This window comes from Streptomyces sp. NPDC005533, from assembly GCF_042871845.1.
Lineage (GTDB): Bacteria > Actinomycetota > Actinomycetes > Streptomycetales > Streptomycetaceae > Streptomyces.
In genome coordinates this window covers 143,619-163,113 of the sequence record NZ_JBIAJH010000007.1, presented here as the reverse complement: position 1 = coordinate 163,113, position 19,495 = coordinate 143,619, and the positions used below count along the sequence as shown (strand labels likewise).

Annotated in this window: 20 protein-coding genes; 9 read left to right on the top strand and 11 right to left on the bottom strand. The window is 72.0% G+C overall.

What is annotated here, in order from left to right; translation table 11 throughout:
* Nucleotides 1–136 precede the first annotated feature (136 nt).
* Genes ACFYP3_RS09705 through ACFYP3_RS09695 form a run of 3 tightly spaced genes read right to left on the bottom strand, consistent with a single transcriptional unit; the run spans nt 137 to nt 1,268 of the window.
* Nucleotides 137–619, bottom strand: coding sequence for a DUF6328 family protein (locus ACFYP3_RS09705; protein WP_388829414.1), 483 nt, complete (start codon nt 617–619; stop codon nt 137–139).
* Between the two features lie 26 nt (nt 620–645).
* Complete coding sequence (locus ACFYP3_RS09700) at nt 646–768, bottom strand: hypothetical protein (RefSeq protein ID WP_388829411.1); 123 nt, start codon at nt 766–768, stop codon at nt 646–648.
* 53 nt (nt 769–821) lie between these two features.
* Complete coding sequence (locus tag ACFYP3_RS09695) at nt 822–1,268, bottom strand: transcriptional repressor (RefSeq protein WP_388829408.1); 447 nt, start codon at nt 1,266–1,268, stop codon at nt 822–824.
* 306 nt (nt 1,269–1,574) lie between these two features.
* Here ACFYP3_RS09695 and katG point away from each other — a divergent pair, with 306 nt between their 5' ends.
* Nucleotides 1,575–3,806: a catalase/peroxidase HPI gene (gene katG / locus ACFYP3_RS09690; RefSeq protein ID WP_388829405.1), complete on the top strand. Its 2,232-nt coding sequence runs from the start codon at nt 1,575–1,577 to the stop codon at nt 3,804–3,806.
* A gap of 77 nt (nt 3,807–3,883) precedes the next feature.
* Here the strand turns inward: katG and ACFYP3_RS09685 are convergent, their stop codons facing one another.
* Entirely contained in the window at nt 3,884–4,309 is a 426-nt protein-coding gene (locus ACFYP3_RS09685) for a YjbQ family protein (protein ID WP_030711903.1), read from the bottom strand.
* A gap of 127 nt (nt 4,310–4,436) precedes the next feature.
* Here ACFYP3_RS09685 and ACFYP3_RS09680 point away from each other — a divergent pair, with 127 nt between their 5' ends.
* A complete protein-coding gene (locus ACFYP3_RS09680; RefSeq protein ID WP_388829402.1) occupies nt 4,437–5,345 on the top strand; it encodes a hypothetical protein in 909 nt (302 codons plus the stop codon).
* On the opposite strand, the gene ACFYP3_RS09675 is transcribed toward ACFYP3_RS09680, so the two are convergent.
* The 3 genes from ACFYP3_RS09675 to ACFYP3_RS09665 form a co-directional block, all read right to left on the bottom strand.
* Complete coding sequence (locus ACFYP3_RS09675; protein WP_388829399.1) at nt 5,314–5,490, bottom strand: hypothetical protein; 177 nt, start codon at nt 5,488–5,490, stop codon at nt 5,314–5,316. The two genes, ACFYP3_RS09680 and ACFYP3_RS09675, sit on opposite strands and share 32 nt — an antisense overlap.
* Nucleotides 5,491–5,493: 3 nt before the next feature.
* Entirely contained in the window at nt 5,494–6,342 is an 849-nt protein-coding gene (locus ACFYP3_RS09670; RefSeq protein ID WP_388829396.1) for a PaaX family transcriptional regulator C-terminal domain-containing protein, read from the bottom strand.
* Nucleotides 6,343–6,465: 123 nt separating this feature from the next.
* Nucleotides 6,466–7,809 (bottom strand): phytase, encoded by a 1,344-nt coding sequence (locus ACFYP3_RS09665; protein WP_388829393.1) that lies wholly within the window; start codon nt 7,807–7,809, stop codon nt 6,466–6,468.
* A 337-nt stretch (nt 7,810–8,146) separates the two neighbouring features.
* On the opposite strand from ACFYP3_RS09665, the gene ACFYP3_RS09660 reads away from it, so the two are divergent.
* The 3 genes from ACFYP3_RS09660 to ACFYP3_RS09650 are packed head-to-tail and all read left to right on the top strand — an operon-like array spanning nt 8,147 to nt 11,765.
* Complete coding sequence (locus ACFYP3_RS09660; RefSeq protein ID WP_388829672.1) at nt 8,147–9,562, top strand: MFS transporter; 1,416 nt, start codon at nt 8,147–8,149, stop codon at nt 9,560–9,562.
* A gap of 35 nt (nt 9,563–9,597) precedes the next feature.
* Nucleotides 9,598–10,347: a response regulator transcription factor gene (locus tag ACFYP3_RS09655; protein ID WP_388829390.1), complete on the top strand. Its 750-nt coding sequence runs from the start codon at nt 9,598–9,600 to the stop codon at nt 10,345–10,347.
* On the top strand, nt 10,344–11,765 hold the full coding sequence (locus tag ACFYP3_RS09650; RefSeq protein ID WP_388829387.1) for an ATP-binding protein: 1,422 nt from the start codon (nt 10,344–10,346) through the stop codon (nt 11,763–11,765). Before ACFYP3_RS09655 ends, ACFYP3_RS09650 begins: the two co-directional genes overlap by 4 nt.
* A 4-nt stretch (nt 11,766–11,769) precedes the next feature.
* Here ACFYP3_RS09650 and ACFYP3_RS09645 read toward each other — a convergent pair whose 3' ends face one another.
* Entirely contained in the window at nt 11,770–12,738 is a 969-nt protein-coding gene (locus tag ACFYP3_RS09645; RefSeq protein WP_388829384.1) for a TAXI family TRAP transporter solute-binding subunit, read from the bottom strand.
* Between the two features lie 87 nt (nt 12,739–12,825).
* On the opposite strand from ACFYP3_RS09645, the gene ACFYP3_RS09640 reads away from it, so the two are divergent.
* From ACFYP3_RS09640 to ACFYP3_RS09625, 4 genes are all read left to right on the top strand, one after another.
* Nucleotides 12,826–13,452, top strand: a complete 627-nt coding sequence (locus ACFYP3_RS09640) for a hypothetical protein (protein ID WP_388829381.1) — start codon at nt 12,826–12,828, stop codon at nt 13,450–13,452.
* 126 nt (nt 13,453–13,578) lie between these two features.
* Complete coding sequence (locus ACFYP3_RS09635; protein ID WP_388829378.1) at nt 13,579–13,851, top strand: hypothetical protein; 273 nt, start codon at nt 13,579–13,581, stop codon at nt 13,849–13,851.
* A 262-nt stretch (nt 13,852–14,113) separates the two neighbouring features.
* Nucleotides 14,114–14,854 (top strand): tRNA-dependent cyclodipeptide synthase, encoded by a 741-nt coding sequence (locus ACFYP3_RS09630; protein ID WP_388829669.1) that lies wholly within the window; start codon nt 14,114–14,116, stop codon nt 14,852–14,854.
* Nucleotides 14,844–16,028 (top strand): cytochrome P450, encoded by a 1,185-nt coding sequence (locus ACFYP3_RS09625; RefSeq protein WP_388829375.1) that lies wholly within the window; start codon nt 14,844–14,846, stop codon nt 16,026–16,028. Before ACFYP3_RS09630 ends, ACFYP3_RS09625 begins: the two co-directional genes overlap by 11 nt.
* 108 nt (nt 16,029–16,136) lie before the next feature.
* Here the strand turns inward: ACFYP3_RS09625 and ACFYP3_RS09620 are convergent, their stop codons facing one another.
* The 3 genes from ACFYP3_RS09620 to ACFYP3_RS09610 all read right to left on the bottom strand — a co-directional run bounded on the left by ACFYP3_RS09620 (nt 16,137) and on the right by ACFYP3_RS09610 (nt 19,463).
* Entirely contained in the window at nt 16,137–18,539 is a 2,403-nt protein-coding gene (locus ACFYP3_RS09620; RefSeq protein WP_388829372.1) for an ATP-binding cassette domain-containing protein, read from the bottom strand.
* Between the two features lie 80 nt (nt 18,540–18,619).
* Nucleotides 18,620–19,033 carry a VOC family protein gene (locus ACFYP3_RS09615; RefSeq protein WP_388829369.1) on the bottom strand — a complete coding sequence of 138 codons (414 nt, stop codon included), beginning with the start codon at nt 19,031–19,033 and terminating at the stop codon, nt 18,620–18,622.
* Nucleotides 19,034–19,043: 10 nt separating this feature from the next.
* Nucleotides 19,044–19,463, bottom strand: a complete 420-nt coding sequence (locus ACFYP3_RS09610) for a helix-turn-helix domain-containing protein (protein WP_388829366.1) — start codon at nt 19,461–19,463, stop codon at nt 19,044–19,046.
* Nucleotides 19,464–19,495 lie beyond the last annotated feature (32 nt).

Below are 19,495 nucleotides of genomic sequence, written 5' to 3'. Positions count from 1 at the left end.
TCCAGCGCCAAACAACCCACCAGTCTAGTGCGGCATCAAGGGTTTTCTTCTTGAAGCCTGACGGGTGGCCGGGAAGGAACGATGGCGCCGCACCGTGGTGAACGGGTCGTGTACGGGTCCCGAACGGGCCTGCCGCTCAGCGCTCCGCGGTGTACCGGATCCGCGCCCACAGCGGGAGGACGAACCAGCACAACAGGTACCAGGCCAGTACGCCCGCCACCAGCCAGGGCACGAGGGCGTCGTGGGTGGCGACCCGCAGGACCAGGAAGAGGGCCGCGGTGCAGGTGGCCAGCAGCAGCACGAGTCCGGTGAAGGTCAGGCGCGAGGCCCAGGCGACGGCCTCGGGCTTGATCCGCCGGCCGGAGACGACGCGGTGGAAGGCGACGGGTCCGATGAGCGCGCCGGTCGCCAGCGAGCCGAGCACGACGGTGACGATGTAAATGGTCTTGTCGGTCGGCGGGAGTTCGTGGAAGAGGGGGGTGAACACGACCGTCAACAGGAAGCCGAAGAGGATCTGCACGCCCGTCTGGGCGACGCGGATCTCCTGGATCAGCTCCTGCCACTGTCGGTCCGCGCGTTCCTCTCCGCTCTCGTTCCTCCCGTCGCGGGCTTCCCGCATGGCGCCTCCACTCGACGGCGTACGGTTCAACGTCCCAGCTCCCCGGCGGCGATCTCCTCGGGGCGTTCGGTGCGCTCGCCGCGCCGCTGCTGTCTCTCCCCTATGTGTGCGCACTGACGTTCGTGCTTCTGGCTGGAACTGCGGGGCATGGTGCCTCCTTGGTCGACGCCCGGTGTGCGGCGCCTACCCGCTCCGCGCCCGATCACTCCCGGGCCCCGGCCGGCCCCCCTCCGCCCCCCTGGGCGCAGGCCGGGCACAGACCGCGGTAGGTGACCTCAACGCCGGACAGCGTGAAACCGAAGCGCTCCTCGGGCGGGAGGCCGGCCAGGGGGCTTCCGGTCGGGTGGACGTCGCGGATCAGCCCACAGCCGGAGCACACCAGGTGCTGGTGCGGGTGGTGCGCGTTGGGGTCGTAGCGCTTGGCCCGGCCGTCGGTGGTGACTTCGGCGACCTCGCCGAGGGCGACCAGCTCGCCCAGGGCGTTGTACACGGTGGCGCGGGAGATCTCGGGCAGCCGCTCCGTCGCACGGGCGTGCACCTCGTCGGCCGTGAGGTGCACGTGGTCTCCGTCGAGGACCTCCGCGACCACGCGCCGCTGGGACGTCATCCGCCAGCCACGCCCGCGCAGCCGTCGCAGCAGGTCACTCATATCGGCTCACCCGTTTCAGGTTCGACGGTGCCCGAGGTCTGTCGGCCGACATCGGGAATCCGACTCAATATGGGCTTGGTGTGCTTCTTGACTTGGATTCCGTCCATCGTAGGATCGGTTTGATGGATAGCCAAGAGACTGGACGACTCCAGAGCGGCAGGCGACACCGTCCGGGACGGTGACCGCCTCGGCGTCGAGCCGACCGACGAGGCCGAGACCGTGCACGGGACCCTCGCCCCTCGCCCCGGCAGTTCCCTCGCATTCAGTTCCTGCACACCGTGATCCGCCTGGTACGGAAGGATTTGCATGTCCGAGAACCATGATGCAATCGTCGTAGACGCCAAGTCGGAGGGCGGTGGCGGCTGCCCGGTCGCACACGAGCGCGCCCCGCATCCGACCCAGGGCGGCGGCAACCGTCAGTGGTGGCCGGAACGGCTCAACCTGAAGATCCTCGCCAAGAACCCCGCCGTGGCCAACCCGCTCGGCGAGGAGTTCGACTACGCCGAGGCGTTCAAGACCCTCGATCTCCCCGCCGTGAAGCGGGACATCGCGGAAGTGCTGACCACCTCGCAGGACTGGTGGCCCGCCGACTTCGGCCACTACGGCCCCTTCATGATCCGCATGGCCTGGCACAGCGCCGGCACCTACCGCATCAGCGACGGCCGCGGCGGCGCCGGAGCCGGCCAGCAGCGTTTCGCGCCGCTCAACAGCTGGCCGGACAACGGCAACCTCGACAAGGCCCGCCGCCTGCTGTGGCCGGTCAAGAAGAAGTACGGACAGAGCCTGTCGTGGGCCGACCTCATGATCCTGACCGGCAACGTGGCCTTGGAGCAGATGGGCTTCGAGACCTTCGGCTTCGGCGGCGGTCGCGCGGACGTCTGGGAGCCCGACGAGGACGTCTACTGGGGTCCCGAGACCACGTGGCTCGACGACGAGCGCTACACCGGCGACCGCGAGCTGGAGAACCCGCTCGGCGCCGTCCAGATGGGCCTCATCTACGTCAACCCGGAGGGCCCGAACGGCACTCCGGACCCGCTGGCCGCCGCGCGTGACATCCGTGAGACGTTCCGCCGGATGGCGATGAACGACGAGGAGACGGTCGCCCTGATCGCGGGCGGTCACACCTTCGGCAAGACCCACGGCGCGGGCCCGGCGGACAGCGTCGGCGCGGACCCCGAGGCCGCCTCGATCGAGCAGCAGGGCTTCGGCTGGGCGAACTCCTTCGGTACCGGCAAGGGCGCCGACGCGATCACCAGCGGTCTGGAGGGCATTTGGACGAACACCCCGATCACCTGGGACAACAGCTTCTTCGAGATCCTCTTCGGCTATGAGTGGGAGCTGTTCAAGAGCCCGGCCGGCGCGCACCAGTGGCGGCCGAAGGACGGGGCGGGCGCGGGGACCGTGCCCGACGCCCACGACGCGTCCAAGAGCCACGCGCCGACGATGCTGACGACCGACCTCTCCCTGCGGTTCGATCCGGCCTACGAGCAGATCTCCCGACGCTTCCTGGAGAACCCGGCCGAGTTCGCGGACGCCTTCGCCCGCGCCTGGTACAAGCTGACGCACCGTGACATGGGCCCGGTCGTGCGCTACCTCGGCCCGGAGGTCCCGTCCGAGACGCTGCTCTGGCAGGACCCGCTCCCGCCGGTGACGCACGAGCTCGTCGACGCCGCCGACATCGCCTCCCTCAAGCAGCAGGTCCTCGCCTCCGACCTGACGGTGTCCCAGCTCGTGTCCACGGCGTGGGCCTCGGCCTCGTCGTTCCGCGGCAGCGACAAGCGCGGCGGCGCCAACGGCGCGCGCATCCGGCTCCAGCCGCAGAGCGGGTGGGAGGTCAACGAACCCGACCAGCTGGCGGCGGTGCTGCGCACGCTGACGGGGATCCAGGAGTCCTTCAACGCCGCCCAGTCCGGCGACAAGCGGATCTCGCTCGCCGACCTGATCGTGCTCGCCGGTGCGGCCGCCGTCGAACAGGGCGCCAAGGACGCCGGCTTCGACGTCGAGGTGCCCTTCGCGCCGGGCCGCGTGGACGCGGCGCAGGAGCAGACGGACGTGGAGTCGTTCGCCGCACTGGAGCCGAGCGCGGACGGGTTCCGCAACTACCTCGGTAAGGGCAACCGGCTGCCGGCCGAGTACCTGCTCCTCGACCGGGCGAACCTGCTGAACCTGAGCGCGCCCGAGCTGACCGTCCTGGTCGGTGGCCTGCGCGTGCTGGGCGCGAACTACCAGCAGAGCGCGCACGGTGTCTTCACCACCTCGCCCGGGTCCCTGACGAACGACTTCTTCGTCAACCTCCTCGACCTGGGCACGACGTGGAAGGCGACGGCCGAGGACGAGAGCATCTTCGAGGGCCGCGACGCCGCCACCGGCGCCGTCAAATGGACCGGCACCCGTGCCGACCTGGTCTTCGGGTCGAACTCGGAGCTGCGCGCGCTCGCGGAGGTCTACGCGAGCGACGACGCGAAGGGGAAGTTCGTCAAGGACTTCGTCGCCGCGTGGGACAAGGTGATGACGCTGGACCGCTTCGACCTCGCGTGATCCGAAGTCCGGGCCGGCCGCCCACTGCGGCCGGCCGGCCCGGAACTCCGTCCCTGTACAGCGGCTCTGATGCTCCTTCAGCAGCCGAGGAAGGTCAGGCGGACCTGCCGCCGGGGGTTGTCCCGGTTGGTGTCCACCAAGGTGACGGACTGCCAGGTGCCCAGCGCGAGCGTTCCGTCGATCACCGGCAGCGTCGCGTGGGGCGGGACGATCGCGGGCAGTACGTGGTCCCGCCCGTGCCCGGGGGATCCGTGCCGGTGCCGCCAGCGGTCGTCGGCGGGCAGCAGGGACCCCAGGGCGGTCAGGAGGTCGTCGTCGCTGCCCGCTCCCGTCTCGATGACGGCGAGGCCGGCGGTCGCGTGGGGAGTGAAGAGGTTCAGCAGTCCGCACTGGCCCCGTGCCACTTCCGCGAGGAAGGCGGCACAGGCAGCGGTCAGGTCGTGGACCGTCTCCCGGTCCCCGGTCGTCACGTCGATGGTGCGCGAAGCGAAGGTGTCGGCCATGGCCCCATCCTCACGCCGGAGCGCCACGCTGCCGTGGAACCGCGGCCGGTGTCGTCCGGAGCGGCCGGGGTCTTGGTCTCGGTCTCGGTCTCGGTCTCGGTCTTGGTCTGACGGGAGGGGGGCCAGGATGACCCGGGTGTGTTCGGTGGCCGAGGTGAAGGCCGTGACGGAGGGGCTCGTCGCGCTCGACGTGGCGGCCGGGGCACGGTGGTCGGTGGGCGCCGCCCTGGAGGCGGTCCGTACGGTCGGCGGCAGCGGCCCGGTACAGGACGACGCGGGGCGGGCCGCGCGCGCCGAGCTGTTCCAGGTCGCCGCGTGGATCGCCTTCGACGCCGAACGGCACGGGGTGTCGCGGCGGCTCCACCTACGGGCCCTGGAGCTGGCCCGCGGCGGCCGCGGGGCCGGACCGGCCGCCGTGGAACCCCTGGTGCTCGCGGTGCTCGCGATGCAGGAGGAGCACCTGGGCCGGCCCGGGAGCTCCCTTCGGATCGCCTCGTCCGTGCTGGAGCGCGAGGACCTTCCCGGGCGCGTCGCGGCGATCTTCCAGGTGCGCGCCGGGCGGGCCCTGGCCCGGCTGGGGCGCGGGCCCGAGGCCGGGCGGGCCCTGCGCACCGCCGCCGAGCTGCTCGGCGAACCGCCGACGGACCGGGACCCGTCGTGGGCCTGGTGGTTCGACCGGGCCGAGCTCGAAGGCCACCAGGGACTGGCGCGCGCCGCGCTGGGGGACCTGGACGCGGCGGCCGCCCTCCTGCACGGCGCAGCCCACGCCGACGGTGACGGCCCGGCCTACCGGGTGCTGTTCGCGGCGGAGCTCGCCCGGGTCCTGGCCCGGGCGGGCGACTGGCGCGAGGCCGACACGGCCATGGGGACCCTGGTGGACGCGGTGCCCGCCGTGGGGTCCGTGCGGGCGCTGCGGGTGATGGGCCGGGCCACCGCGCTCGTCGAGGGCGGCCGCCGCGTACCGCGCCGTACCCGCGAGACCGCCCGCCACCTCGCCCGGGCGCTCAGGAGCCCGGCGGGCGCGCCGCCACGATGACGTTTCCGTAGAGGTCGGCGACGTGCGGGGAACGGCCCGCGTCGTCCGTGGAGAGGACGAGCAGCAGCCGGTCACCGCACTGACGGACGCTCAGCTCGCGTTCCCGGCCCGTGGTCGCGGACGCCGTTCCTGACCGACGCCGCACGCGCTACGTCGCCCCGGGAGCGGGGGGTTCCTCCGTCAGGCCGGTGATCTCCTGTACGTGGCGCAGGCCCGGCGCGGCGAGTACGTCGTTGAGCTGCTGGAAGATCTGCCGTGCGGCGACGGCGTTCCAGTCGGCGGGGAGCAGTTCGGCGGGCAGGCCCGGGTCGAGGTACGGCAGGCGGCGCCACTGGGTGAGCATCGGGACGTAGGCGCGGAAGGCCTCGGCGCCGTCGACGTCGGGCTGCTCGGCCAGCTGTGCGGCGAGGGGTCCGTAGGCCTCGGTGAAGCCCGCGTACTGTTCCTCGATCGCCGGGAAGTCCCACCAGGAGCTGACGGTCTCGGGCAGCTCGCTGAAGGCGGCGTAGTCGGCGGCGAACAGGTGCACGTAGTCGCTGAGTCCGAGGCGCACGAGCATGTCGCGGGCGTCGCCGAGCAGGCGGCCCGGCGCCAGCCACACACCGGGGGCGATGTTGCCGAAGCCCAGCCAGGTCAGTCGGGTGCGCAGCTGGTAGCGGTACGACCGCTCGGACTCCGGAACGGAGAAGACGGCCATGGCCCAGCCGTCGCTCAGCTTCGCCGGTTCCAGGCCGGCGAAGATGCGGCGGTCGCCCTCGTCGAAGACGGGCCGGGCGGCGGCGCTGAGCCGGTACCCGGTGGCGCCGCGGCGTTCCGGTTCGAGGACGCCCTTCTTCTTGAGCCGGGAGATCGCCGAGCGCGCCGCCGGGCCGTCTACGTCCAGTTCGGACATCAGGGTGACCAGGTCGGCCACGGAGATCCAGCCTCCGAGGCGTCGCAGGAACGCGCCGTAGACCGTGTTGATCAACGAGCTGGGCCTGAGGGGACTGTCCGCCATGATCGCCTTCCGTCGTATGCGGTCGCGATCCTACCGAGCGGCGCGAACGCGACGGCGTCCGGTCCCGTCCCGTCCGGCCCCGTCCGGGCCCGGCCTCCTGGGCCGGGCCGGGCGGGCTCGGGGTCAGAGGCGTGCGGCCCGTTGGAGGCGGCCGAGGTCCACGAACTTGAAGTCGGTGTCGGTGCGGGCCTCCCCGTCGGGGCCGGTGGTCCCGGGGGTGTTGGCGCCGTCCTGGACCACCAGCAGGCCGTTCGGGAACCTCCTGCCCAGCGGCGCGCTGGTGACGGCGGCGCCGTCGCACTCCTGCGACCCGTCGGGCGCACCGGGCCGGGTGCCCGCCGCGACGCGGAAGCTCCGGACGAAGGCGTTGCCGCGCTCGCGGTCGAAGACGGCGAAGGTGTCGTCGCCCTGGCTGGAGGCGAGCAGGTAGCCGCCGTGGCCGGGGTGCTCGGGATCGCGCCAGAGGGTCAGGCCCTCCACGTCGGCGGACACGTGCCGGCCGCCGAAGCCGGGGTCCGCGCCCGCCTCGCACTCGTCGGTGGCGGGGTTCCAGGTGCCGGGCACCCCGAAGGAGCGGACCTTCTCGATCAGGCGGGCGGGGGAACGCAGGTCGGCGTCCAGCTTCCAGATGCCGACGTCCTCCTGGCCCGCGTAGAGGTCACCGGTGTCGGGATCGATGACCATGCCCTCGACCTGCGGGAGTTCGCCCGGTTCGCCGCACGGGGTCCACGGCTTCCCGTCGGGGAGCGTGAACGTGGAGGGCAGCGAGGTGGTGCGGACGGTGCGGTAGCCGACCTTCCCCCGCGCGTCGGGCAGGAGTTCGGCGAGGGCGAGGGCGGTGGCGTGGCGCCGGCTCGTGACGGCGAAGGAACGGCCGCTGCGGCGGTCGGTGTAGGCGGCCAGGCCGTAGACGGTGCGCTGGTCGTTGACCTCGTCCTGGCCGGCGGAGAAGACCTGCGGGGCCGCCGACTCGTCGGTGACGTCGACCAGCGGGGCCGAGGGGCGCCGGGGGTCGATGCGGTAGACGCGCAGCTGGTCGCGGCCCCGGTCGGAGACGACGGCCACGTCGTGGCGGGCGCCGCCGGGGAAGCGGAGTCCGGTGATCAGGTCGACGTTGTTGAAGCGCCCGGCCGCGTCGCCTTCGCGGGGCGGCGGCGGGGTCGGCAGGGACTGCACCTGGCGTCCGTCGAGGTCGTACACGCGCAGGCCGCCCTCCTTGGCGGTGGCGATGACCAGGCTGTGGTCGGGGTCCTTCTCGTTGCGCCAGATCGCGGGGTCGTCGGCGTTCGCGTTGCCGCCGGCCTCGTCGTCGAACAGGGAGGGCGTCTCCAGGGAGGCCTGCACCTGGGGCAGCGACGGCGTCGCGCCGTGGTCGCCGCGGGCGTGCGCCGGTCCGGCGACCACTCCCAGGGCCACGAGGGTCGCCACGGCCACGACCGGTGTCCGCCTTCTCCTGATCACGCTCATCCTGCCTCCTGCTCACGGTTTCGGGTGGGAGCCGGGCCCCCGGTTCTTCGCCCCGGGGCGAAGAACCGGGGGCGCTCCGGACGGTGCTCCCGGTCCGGCGCCCCCACGGTGGGCCACCCGCGGGTGGCCGCCATGGAGCAGACATGGCGTGCACATGACCGAGCTGTGAAATCCCCGCAGCCGCGCGCCTTTCTTAGCGGAACGTTAGATCTGCGTGCCGGAGCTTGTCCGGGTACAACGGCCGTCGCATGCTCGGGACACTTCCCCGCCACCGGGGCATTTCTCCCTCTCCCCTCGGGGACATCCCTCAGGAGCCGCCATGTCCGCGTCCGCCGTCATGCCCGCTTCACCGCCCGGTGACGAGCGCAGGAAGCGCCGTCTCGCCCTGATCGGCGGGTCGCTCGGCAACCTCGTCGAGTGGTACGACTGGTTCGTCTACGCCAGCTTCGCGATCTACTTCGCCGACTCCTTCTTCCCCGGCGACAATCCGACCACGCAGCTGATGAACACGGCGGGCATCTTCGCCGTCGGCTTCCTGATGCGCCCCGTCGGCGGGTGGATCCTCGGCCGCGCCGCAGACCGGCACGGCCGCAAGAGCGCCCTCACCCTCACCGTCACGATGATGTCGGTGGCCGCCCTGCTGATCGCCGTGGCCCCGACCTACGGACAGGCGGGCTACTTCGGCGCCCTGGTGCTGCTGCTCGCGCGCCTGCTCCAGGGGATGAGCATCGGCGGCGAGTACGCGGCCAGCGCCACCTACCTGACCGAGGCGTCGGCCCGCAACCGGCGCGGGCTCGGCTCCTCCTTCCAGTACGTGTCCATGACCTGCGGCCAGCTGCTCGGCCTGGGCATCCTGATCACGATGCAGCACACCCTCACCACCGCCCAGTTGCACAGCTGGGGGTGGCGGATCCCCTTCGTCCTCGGGGCGTTGTTCGCGGTGGTCGTCTTCTGGCTGCGGCGCCGGCTCCAGGAGACCGACGCCTTCAAGGAGGAGTCGGCGGACGAGGAGGCCCACGACGACAGCACCCGCGGCACGCTGAAGGCCCTGTGGCTCTACCGGCGGCAGGCCGGCCTGGTCATGGCGCTCACCCTCGGCGGCACCGTGGCCTACTACACGTACACCACCTACCTCACCAAGTACCTGGTCGGCAGCGCCGGCATGCCGAAGACGACCGCCACCCTGGTCAGCTTCACCGCTCTGACGCTCTTCGCGGTGCTGCAGCCCTTCGCCGGGATGCTGTCCGACCGGATCGGCCGCCGCCCGCTGCTGATCACCTTCGCGGTCGGCTGCACCGTGGGCACGTACCCGATCATGACCGCCCTCGGGTCGGCGTCCTCGTACTGGTCCGCGCTGGGGCTGTCCCTGCTCGCCCTCGTGATCATCACCGGGTACACCTCGATCAACGCCGCGGTGAAGGCGGAGCTGTTCCCGACCCGGGTGCGGGCCCTGGGCGTGGCGCTGCCGTACGCGATCGCCAACGCGCTCTTCGGCGGCACGGCGGAGTACGTGGCGCTGTGGTTCAAGAACAGCGGTCACGAGCGGATGTTCTTCTGGTACGTCTCCGGCTGCGCCCTCGTCTCCCTCGTGACGTACGTCCTGATGCCGGACACCCGTAACGCCGCGCTCAGCCGTGCCGAGGCCGAGTCCGACTCCGACTCCGCGTCCGACCCCGGTGTCGGTGTGGCCTCCGGTACCGGCGGCGGTGCCGGCGAAGCGCCGGAACGTCCGGCGGCGGCTCCCGTAAGCTGAGCCGATCGGGGTCACAGGTCGCGAGGGACATGGCTATGCACGCGCTTCTCGTCGAGGACGACGACCGGATGGCACGGGCCCTCGGCACCGCCCTCGCCCAGCGCGGCCACACCGTGCGCCGCGTGGGCCGCGCCCTGGACGCCCTGCGGCACGTGCACGAGGCCGGGTTCGTCCTCCTGGACCTGGGCCTGCCCGACCTCGACGGGCTGGAACTGCTGCGGCGGCTGCGGACGGTGTGCGACGCGCCCCTGATCGTGGTGACCGCGCGCTGCGAGGAGCGCGACATCGTGCAGGGGCTGCGGGCGGGCGCCGACGACTACGTGGTCAAGCCCTTCCGGATGGCCGAGCTGATGGCCCGTATCGACACCGTACGCCGCCGCACCGACCCGCGGTCCGGCCGCGCCGGCGCCCCACCGGCCCACCCCGCCCACCCCGGCGGGACCGGGGGCGGCGGGGGTCGGCCCGCGCCCGTGCGCACCGGGGACGTCGAGGTCGACCTGGCGGGCCGCACCGTCACGGTGGCGGGCGTCGAAGTGCGCCTGACACGGCGTGAGTTCGACGTGCTCGCCTTCCTCGCCGCCCGCCCCGACGAGGTCCATTCCCGCGAGGTGATCCTGGACCGGATCTGGGGGGACGTCTTCCTCGCCGCCTCCCGCTCCCTGGACGTGCACGTGGCCGGCATCCGCGCCAAGACCGGCCGCTCCCACCTGGTGCGCACGGTCCGCGGGTTCGGCTACCAGCTCGGCTCCCCCGCCGCACCCGCGGAAGGGGACGGCGCGCGATGAGGCGCAGGCTCCTCGCCGTGCTCATGGTGCTCATGGGGGCCGCGGCGCTGCTGCTGTGCGTCCCCCTGGCGGACGCCTACGCCCGCGGACGCACCGAGCACCTGCTGCTCCAACGGCGTTCGGAGGCCGTACGGTTCGCCGATCTCGCCGACCGGATGCGCACCGCCGCCGACCGGGCGGAGCTCTCGGCCGAGATCGGGCGGTACGCCGAGCTGTACGGAGCCGGCGTGGTGGTGGTCGACTCGGCGGGCGAGACCATAGCGCGGGCCGGATCGGGGCCCGCGTCGCGGGCCGCCACGGAGGCGGGCGCCGACGCCGACGCCGCCTCGGGCGCCCCCTCCGCCGCGGCGGACGCCCGCCGCCGCGCCCTCACCGGCCGCTCCACCGACCGGCTGCCCACGCTGCACCCGTGGGGCCCGAGGACCGTGGTCCTCGCCGAGCCGGTCGGCCGGGACGAGCGGGTCAGCGGGGCGGTCCTGCTGGCCGTCCCCACCGACGCCGCACGTCGGGACGTGGCGGTCCGCTGGTCGCTCATCGCCACCGGGGCGGTCGCCGCCTTCGCCGCGGCGGCCCTGGTCGCGGCGGGCATCGCGCGCTGGCTGATGCGCCCGCTCCTCGATCTGGACCGGGCGGTGGAGCGGTTGACCGCCGGCAGCCTCCGGGCACGGGCCGTGTCCGACACCGGCCCCCCGGAACTGCGGAACCTGCGGCAGCACTTCAACGCCATGGCGGAGGCCATGGCCGATTCCATGGGCCGCCAACGCGACTTCGTCGCCGACGCCTCCCACCAGCTGCGCAATCCGCTCGCCACGCTCGTGCTGCAACTGGAGAACGTCGAACCGCACATCACCCCCGGACCCGGCCTCGCCGAGCACACCCGCGCCCTGGACGAGGCGGAGCGCCTGGAGGAACTCCTCGACGGCCTGCTGTCCCTCGCACGGGTGGAGTCCGGGACGGCGGAGCCGGGCCATCAGGACGTGGCCCGGGCGGTACGGGACCGGGTGACGGCCTGGACCCCGGTCTTCCGCGCCGCGGGACTGCACCTGACGGCCGCGGGGCCGCCGGGGGAACTGCCGGCGCGGGCGCTGCCCGACGCGGCGGGCCGCATCCTCGACTCGCTCCTCGACAACGCGGTCAAGTTCGTGCCGCGCGACGGCCGCGTCGAGGTGCTCGTCGTACGGGCGGACGACGGGAGCGCCGTCGTCCGCGTCGCCGACGACGGCCCGGGCGTGCCGGAGGACCAACTGGCCCTGCTGCTCAGGCGTTTCGCGCGCTCCCCCGAGCACCAGAACGTACGCGGCAGCGGACTGGGACTGGCCATCGCCGACGAACTCGCCCGCGGCAGTGGCGGCCGGCTGGAGGTCCGCGCCAACGTGCCGCACGGCCTGGTCGTCGAGCTGCGCCTGCCGGCCCGATGACGGCTCAGCCGTACACGGACCGGTAGTAGGCGACGGCCCCCGGGTGGAGCGGCACCTCCCCGGTGGAGATCGCGAACCGGGGCTCCAACCGCGCTCCTGCCGTGACCTCGCGCAGCAGATCGCGCCACTGCCGGAACACGACCTGGAGCAGGGCGCGGGCGGCGCCCTCCGGCAGGTCCGCGCGGGCGAGGAGGTGGTTGCCGACCCCGATGGTCGCCACCGGCTCCGTGAGCCCGTACACCCCGGCCGGCAGGGTCACCGCCGAGTAGGCGGGGGCGTAGCGCTCGCGCAACGCGCCCACGTAGCCGTCGAGCGGCAGGAAGCGCAGGGGCAGCACGCGCGCCAGCCCCGACAGCGCCGGCGTGGGGACGCCACCGGACCAGAACAGCGCGTCCACCGTGCCCTCGCGCAGGGCCTCGACCGAGGCGGCGAGGCCCAGGCTGCGCCCACGGGCCGGCGCGGGGCCGTCGCCCAGCCCGGCCGCCCGCAGGACCCGTTCGGCCACCACCTGCACGCCCGAGCCCTCCGCGCCGGCCGCGACCGGACGCCCGGCGAGGTCCCCCACCGCGTGCACCGGCCCGTCCGCCGGGACGAGCAGGTGCGTGTAGTTCACGTAGACCCGGGCCAGCGCCGTCACCACGGCCGGGCGGGAGAACGACCCGCGCCCCAGTACGGCGTCCTCGGCCACGTCCGCCATGGCCAGCGCCAGCTCCACGGAGCCGTCGTCCAGCCGGCGCAGGTTGTCCACGCTCGCCGCGGTGCTCACGGGCACGATCTCGAGCGGCCGGCCGCTCGCGGCGACGGCCTGGGCCAGCGCCTGCCCGAAGGCGTTGTACGGCCCGCCCTCCGGCCCCGTCGCGAGCCGCAGCCTGCGCACCGGACCCGCGTCCCCCGAGCATCCGGCCAGCGCCGCGGCCAGCGCACCGACCCCGGCGCCCAGCACCTTCCGGCGGCTGCTATCCCTGCTGATCACGGCTCAAGCCTAGGCCGTTCCGCCGTTCCGCCGTTACGTCGTAGTGGCGGAGGGCGGCTGCGCGGACCCGCGTGGCAGAGTCGTCCCATGGTCACTTCGATACGCGGGCCGCGCCGTCGCTGCGCCGCGGCCGCTCTTCTCCTGAGCGCCGCCCTGTCCCTGACCGGCTGTGGTGAGCGCCGCGGCACGGATGCGGCTCCCGGTGCCCCGGACCCGCTGCCGAGCACGAGCGCGAGCTCAAGCGCGAGCGCGGGCCCCGGTGCCGCCGGCGCCTCCCCCTACGTGGAGCCGGGGGCCGGCGACGGCGCCCCGCACTACGGGGACAACAACGCCCACCGCCGCCCGGGCGAGATGTCCCCCACCGGCGCGAAGGACGCACGGAAGGAGGCCGACCGGATCGAGCCCGTGCTCAAACGGCTCTGGGAGGCGGGCACATGGGACGTCCCGAGCGTGCGGGCGGCCCTGCGACCGCTCGGATACGAGGAGGAGCGGACCGGGCCGCAGGGCGAACGGCCGGGCGCAACGATCAGCGTCCGGGAGATGGAGCCGCGCTTCCAGGACGACCACTACGTGACGCCCGAGGGCACCCGCGTCGGACTGCGCGTCCGCGACGACGCCTGCGTCACGGCGTTCGTGCAGAAGAGCAACTACGAGGTCAAGACGAACGGCCCGTACATGGAGAGCGGCTGCTTCGAACCGCCCTTCGGCCACTGACGGGGCCGGCCGGCGCCGCACGGCGCGTGGGCCATTCAGGGCGAGCGCCGTGTGTCGGCCCTCCACGGCGGGGCGGAACTCCTACCTTCCGGAGGTGTACGTTCCGAATCCGCGAAAGGCATCGCCGTGAAGCGAACCGTCCGTACCACCTCCCGCATCCTGGCCGTCCTCGCCGCCGGCACCGTGCTCGGCCTGTTCGCCGCCGCCGCGCCCGCGGCCGCCGACTCGGGCCCGACGTACGTCTTCGTCATCGGCAGCAACATCGTCCAGTCGGCCCAGGACGACATCTTCAACGCCGGGCACGACAACACGGTCGGCTCCCACAACGGGGAGACCGCGGCCACGTCCGTCTCGGCCTTCAAGACCACGCCGATGGTCGACTGGGCGAAAGCCTTCTGACCGACGGCTCGACGTGTCCACCATGCCCGAGGACGGGGGCCCGGCGTCAACCGGGTGGCCCCGTCCCGGCCACATCGACACATGCAGTTCATCAATTCCGTGCGAACACACCGCCAACTCCGCGCTTCCCAGCGTCCACACGAAAGATGCCTCAGACAACGGTGTTGTCCGACAGGTGAGTTACCAACAGGAAGTGATGGAACGTCGCACAGAGTTGCGGTACCTTCCTCACGTCGCCGCCACACCCGGGGCACAGGGCCCCATGGGACTTGCGGCGCAAAGGACCCGACACCTGTTGACGACAGCGACCGAAGTCTTCACAGTCCGGCCGTACACCCCGCATTGCCAGGTGATTAGCGCCGAAGGCGACCATGCCGTCATTGGCATCTCCCCGGGGAACAGCTATTTCTCCGCCCAGCGCGTTCTCGACCTCGCCCAATGGGGGATGCGCAACTTCCAGCAGGTCGACCTGATTTACACCGACCTGCACGTAGCAGAGATGTACGAGGCCCTCGGCTACGGCGAGGACGAGGCCCGACGCAAGGCGGTCAAGAACCTGCGCGGCGTTCGCGCCAAGGTGAACAACGCAGCCGCAGAAGCCGACCCCACCGGCACCCGCCTGCGCGCCCGGCCGATGTCCTCCCTCACCGACATCCCGGCCTACCGCGCTCTGCACAACCACCTGAACAACCTGCTCGACAACGACCCGGAGTTCCGCAAGACCTGCAACTCACTGGTCGACGCGTTCCTCTCCTCCAAAGTCCTGGACGGGAAGTCCGCCACCACCCGACAGCGCGAGGTGTGCCTCGAGTACGTCTGTGCCGAGGCGCCGCTCTTCCTCGACACGCCGGCCATCCTCGGCGTGCCGTCCTCGCTCAACTGCTACCACCAGCTCCTGCCGATGGCGGAACTGCTCTACTCCCGCGGTTCGGGTCTGCGCGCCTCGCGCAACCAGGGCCACGCCATCATCACGCCCGCCGAAGGACACCCCGATGCCCACTGACACCCTGCTCGACTTCCCGTTCTCCGCGCGCGGCGACCAGCTGCCCCGCGAGATCGAGGAGCTCCGCAAGGAGCCCGTGAAGCGGGTCCGCACGATCGCCGGCGACGAGGCCTGGCTCGTCTCCTCCTATGAACTGTGCAAGCAGGTCCTGGAGGACCCCCGGTTCAGCCTGAAGGACACGTCGGCCCCCGGCGTGCCCCGCCAGTACGCCCTGACGATCCCGCCCGAGGTCGTCAACAACATGGGCAACATCACCGGAGCCGGTCTGCGCAAGGCCGTCCTCAAGGCGATCAACCCCAAGACCGACGGCCTCGTCGACTGGATGCGCGCCGAGGCCGACGCGCTCGTCGACAGCCTGCTGGCCTACGGCGCGCCGGTCGACCTGCGCGGTCAGTTCGCCAACCCGTACGCCGAACGCCTCCACTGCCGGATCCTCGGCATCCCGGAGACCGACGCCCCTCGCCTGGCCGCCAGCCTCGACATCGCCTTCATGAACTCGGCCTGCCCCGTCACCGGTGCCAAGCTCAACTGGGACCGGGACATGGCCTACATGGTCGAGCGCCTGGACGACCCCGCCACCACCGGGCTCATGTCGGAACTCGCCGCCCTGCGCAACGACCCCGACTACGCCCACCTGACGGACGAGATGCTGGCCACGGTCGGCGTCACGCTGTTCGGCGCCGGTGTCATCTCCACCATGGGCTTCCTGACGATGGCGCTCGTCTCCCTCATCCAGCACCCCGAGGTGTGGGAGCAGCTGCGCGAGGCGCCGGAGAAGATCCCGGCCGCCGTGGACGAACTCCTGCGCATCAACCTCTCCATCGCCGACGGGCTGCCCCGCCTCGCCCTGGAGGACGTCACCCTCGGCGACGTCGAGGTGAAGAAGGGCGAGCTGCTGCTCGTCCTGGTCGAGGCCGCCAACACCGACCCGGCCGTGTACCCGGACCCGCACGTGGTCGACATCGACCGGGCCAACGCCGGCACCCACCTCTCCTTCGGCGGCGGGCAGCACTACTGCCCCGCCACCGCCCTCGGCAAGCGGCACACCGAGATCGCCATCGAGGTCCTGCTGGAGAAGATGCCCAACCTCCAGCTCGCCGTCCCCGTCGACCAGTTGGTCTGGCGGACCCGCTTCATGAAGCGCCTGCCGGAACGCCTGCCCGTGTTCTGGTAGCCACGCCTGCGCGTGCGCACGTACGCAGACCGCCCCGGCCGGAACATCCGGCCGGGGCGGTCCCCGTCGCGGCCGGCGTACGGCCGCCTGGTTCGGTGTGCGGCCGGGTCAGGCGCCGACGTACGCCGCGAGGTGCTCGCCGGTGAGGGTGGAGCGCTTGGCGACCAGGTCGGCGGGGGTCCCCTCGAAGACGATCTTGCCGCCGTCGTGGCCGGCGCCGGGGCCGAGGTCGATGATCCAGTCGGCGTGCGCCATGACCGCCTGGTGGTGCTCGATCACGATCACCGACTTGCCGGAGTCCACCAGCCTGTCGAGCAGGCCGAGCAGATGCTCGACGTCGGCGAGGTGGAGGCCGGTCGTCGGCTCGTCGAGGACGTAGACGCCGCCCTTCTCCGACATGTGGGTGGCCATCTTGAGCCGCTGCCGCTCGCCGCCGGACAGCGTGGTGAGCGGCTGGCCGAGGGTGAGGTACCCGAGGCCCACGTCGGCGAGCCGGTCGAGGATCTTGTGCGCGGCCGGCGTGTGCGCCTCGCCGGAGCCGAAGAACTCCTCGGCCTCGGTGACCGACATCGCGAGGACCTCGCTGATGTCGCGGCCGCCGAGCCGGTATTCGAGCACCTCCGCCTGGAACCGCTTGCCCTCGCAGTCCTCACAGGGGGTGGCGACGCCCGCCATCATCGCCAGGTCGGTGTAGATGACCCCGGCGCCGTTGCAGGTGGGGCAGGCGCCCTCGGAGTTGGCGCTGAACAGGGCCGGCTTCACCCCGTTGACCTTGGCGAAGGCCTTGCGGATCGGGTCGAGCAGTCCGGTGTAGGTCGCCGGGTTGCTGCGCCTGGAACCGCGGATCGGGCTCTGGTCGACCGACACCACCTGCTCGCGCGCCGGGATCGAGCCGTGGACGAGGGAGCTCTTGCCGGAGCCGGCGACGCCCGTGATGACGACCAGCGCCCCGAGCGGGATGTCGACGTCGACGTCCCGCAGGTTGTTCGCCGTCGCCCCGCGGATCTCCAGCGTGCCGGAAGGCTCGCGCACCGTGTCCTTGAGCGTGGCGCGGTCGTCGAGGTGGCGGCCGGTGATCGTGTCGCCGGCCCGCAGACCCTCGACGGTGCCCTCGAAGCAGACGGTGCCGCCCGCCGTGCCGGCGCCCGGCCCGAGGTCGACGACGTGGTCGGCGATGGCGATCGCCTCGGGCTTGTGCTCCACGACGAGCACCGTGTTGCCCTTGTCCCGCAGGCGCAGCAGCAGGTCGTTCATCCGCTGGATGTCGTGGGGGTGCAGGCCGATGGTGGGCTCGTCGAAGACGTAGGTGACGTCGGTGAGCGCGGAGCCGAGGTGGCGGATCATCTTCACGCGCTGCGCCTCGCCGCCCGACAGGGTGCCCGCGGGGCGGTCGAGGGCGAGGTAGCCGAGGCCGATCTCGACGAAGGAGTCGAGGGTCTGCTGCAGGGCGGCGAGCAGCGGCGCCACCGAGGGCTCCTCGAGGGCGCGGACCCACTCGGCGAGGTCCCTGATCTCCATCGCGCAGGCGTCGGCGATGCTGATCCGCTGGATCTTCGAGGACCGGGCCCCTTCGCTGAGCCGGGTGCCGTCGCACTCGGGGCAGGTGGTGAAGGTGACGGCCCGCTCGACGAACGCCCGGATGTGGGGCTGCATCGCTTCCTTGTCCTTGGACAGGAAGGACTTCTGGATCTTCGGGATCAGCCCCTCGTAGGTGAGGTTGACGCCGTTGACCTTCACCTTGGTCGGCTCGCGGTAGAGGAAGTCCTGCATCTCCTTCTTGGTGTACCTGCGGATCGGCTTGTTCGGGTCGAGGAAGCCCGACTCGGCGTAGATCCCGACCGTCCACACGTTGTCCGACTTCCAGCCGGGGATGGTGAACGCGCCCTCGGCGATGGACTTGGTGTCGTCGTAGAGCTGGCTGAGGTCGATGTCGGATACCTTGCCGCGGCCCTCGCAGTGCGTGCACATGCCGCCGGTGCGGTTGTAGGTCGCCTTCACCGTCTTGGTCTTGGCGGCGCCGCGTTCGACGGTGATGCCCCCGCTCGCCCGGACCGTGGCGGTGTTGAAGGAGTACGCGCTGGGCGGGCCGATGTGCGGCTTCCCGAGCCGGCTGAAGAGGATCCGCAGCATCGCGTTGGCGTCGGTGGCGGTGCCGACCGTGGAGCGGGGGTCGGCGCCCATCCGCTGCTGGTCGACGGTGATCACGGTCGTCAGCCCGTCGAGGACGTCGACCTCGGGGCGGGCGAGCGTGGGCATGAAGCCCTGGACGAAGCTGCTGTACGTCTCGTTGATCAGCCGCTGGGACTCCGCGGCGATGGTGTTGAACACGAGCGAGCTCTTGCCCGAGCCGGAGACCCCGGTGAACACCGTCAGCCGGCGCTTCGGGATCTCGATGCTGACGTCCTTGAGGTTGTTCTCGCGCGCGCCGTGCACGCGGATCACGTCGTGGCTGTCGGCACCGTGCGGCGCGGACGACCGCGCCCCCGTCCCCGTCCCCGTGGCCTTGCTCATCGTGTCTCCGTCGTTCGGGCGGGGACCGCGCGTGCGGTCCCCGTCGGTTCGGCTGTTCCGTACGGTGCTGCGGGCTGTGCCTACCGCTTGGGCTGGTTGAAGCGGAGCATGTTGCCGGCCGGGTCGCGGAAGGCGCAGTCGCGAACGCCGTACGGCTGGTCGATCGGCTCCTGCAGCACCTCCCCGCCCGCTGCCCGGATGCGCTCGAAGGTGGCGTCGACGTCGTCGGTGGAGAAGATCACGCCCCGCAGCATGCCCTTGGCCAGCAGTTCTGCCATCTGCTGCTTGTCCGTCGGGGAGGCGTTGGGGTTGGCGAGGGGTGGTTCGAGGACGATCTCCACGTCGGGCTGCTCGGGTGAGCCCACGGTCACCCAGCGCATCCCCTCGAATCCGACGTCGTTGCGCACCTCCATGCCGAGGACGTCGCGGTAGAACGCGAGCGCCTTGTCGTGGTCGTCGACTGCGATGAAGCACTGTGAGAGCTTGATGGTCATGCCTCCGACGCTACGAGGCGGCGGCCGATTGCGCTTCTCCGTTCCTGATCGGTCGCGTGTGAATTTTCGCGACGCAGGCCGGGATCGCCGCACCGGCCTCGTGGCGGCGGGCCCGGTACGCGCTCGGGCTCTCCCCGACCAGCTCCGTGAAGCGCGAGCTGAACGACCCGAGCGAGGTGCATCCGACCTCGAAGCAGACCTCCGTGACGCTGAGGTCACCGCGCCTCAGCAGCGCCTTCGCCCGCTCGACGCGGCGGGTCATGAGGTAGCTGTACGGGGTCTCCCCGAAGGCGGCGCGGAAGCTGCGGGAGAAGTGCCCGGGTGACATGAGCGCGACATTGGCCAGGGCGGGGACGTCCAGCGGCTGCGCGTAGTCGCGGTCCATCGTGTCCCGCGCGCGACGCAGGCGTACCAGGTCCTCCAAGGTCATGCCCCCCAGCATCGCACGGGCGCGGCCGGGGC